1 protein-coding gene and 1 pseudogene are annotated in these 1,274 nt (G+C 46.8%); both read right to left on the reverse strand.

All coding sequences use genetic code 11. The features are described from left to right. Positions 1–134 (reverse strand): annotated as a pseudogene (locus IQ242_RS26570) (glycosyltransferase family 2 protein); the annotation flags it as partial. 1 nt (position 135) lies between these two features. Next, on the reverse strand, positions 136–1,050 hold the full coding sequence (gene cruF / locus IQ242_RS25075) for a gamma-carotene 1'-hydroxylase CruF (protein WP_193961820.1): 915 nt from the start codon (positions 1,048–1,050) through the stop codon (positions 136–138). Between the last annotated feature and the right edge of the window lie 224 nt (positions 1,051–1,274).

The following is a 1,274-nucleotide window of genomic DNA, read 5'->3' on the forward strand; positions in this document are numbered from 1 at the left end:
GTAGGGGGTTGGGGAGTCAGGGGAGGACGACGACGCGCCTCTTTTAGCAAACGGGAAAGAAGGATAAAAAAGGCAACAGCCTGAGACAGCAGTAGCCCCAGGCAGAATGCACCGAGAATTATCTCAGTTAACAACTTATTTGGCTCCTCTCACCGAAACAACGGGGATTTTTAGGGTTGTTACTTCGCTGGTTGCCACTGTTTGCCCGGAAGCAACAGCCTTGGCGCGATTATAGAGGAGTATTAAAGGCAGAATACCGGTGAGTAATCCTAAGAAAATCGGCGGATAAATACCAGCACCGATACTCATGACCGTAGCAAAGCCAAAATTACCTAAATACATCACAAAAGGCAGGGTTAAATCTTGACTTGGCAGTTTCACCGGTTGCACTTGCCAGATTAAAGTGGCTACCGTCATAAAAACACAGCCTGTACCGAACCAACCGGCAAAATTTTCATAGGGCATCCCAAAGAAGGCCCCCGGTTGTTCCCAAATCCAGAAGGGGATGGTACTTTGACTCATGGCCGGATCTAGGACAAAATCCCAGGAAGTTAATAATACCGCCCCGATAGCGATCGCTCCTAGATTTTGTAGCCATTGGGGTAAAGCAAGAGTGGATAAACCAACACGAGCGATAATATAGGCACTAAAACCGAGATAAAACCAAGATAGGGGGATAGTAAAGGGTACTAAACCCGCAATTTTGTAACCTAGGCCCGAAAGATAACGATAATGACCGAAAGGAAAGCCGGTACTGGTTCCTAATAGTTCGCTACAAAGGGATAAACTGATAGCGGGAACCATGAATCCTAACCAGTGCCACACTCCTAGAGTCCGATAGGCATAAACAGCCACCGCTGCCATTCCTAACACCATATACACCACACCCCCCCCGGCCATTGACCAAGCAAAGGCGGTTTTGCCAAAATCCGGTAAATTGGCCACAAATTCGGGATGGGGCAGAACTAGCAACAATCCCGCTAGTCCAAAAGCCATCGATACAATATGACCGATGAGCAGAGCTTTTTCGATCGCAATTAGTCGTCTCATTAAATCTCTAGCACTGCGAAAGGATAATCATTTTCAAGTTTACAAATCTTTATTAAAGAATTATTACCCAGATCGGTCACTTTCGGCAAAAAAGTTTTACAGGGGTTAGGGAGTTTCCTGTAGTGGTGGTTTAGGAGTCCCTAGGCAGTCCCGATGAAAAAATTTTCACCCCCACAGATGAAAGAGGTTTCCTTCCCCACACCCTACACCCCACACCCCACACC

Origin of the sequence: Microcystis sp. LEGE 08355, from assembly GCF_015207185.1 — a bacterium.
Classification (GTDB): Bacteria; Cyanobacteriota; Cyanobacteriia; order Cyanobacteriales; family Microcystaceae; genus Microcystis; species Microcystis panniformis.

Excerpts from the sequence above, each read along its gene's own strand:
- cruF (WP_193961820.1), bottom strand. The coding sequence starts at position 1,050 with ATGAGACGACTAATTGCGATCGAAAAAGCTCTGCTCATCGGTCATATT.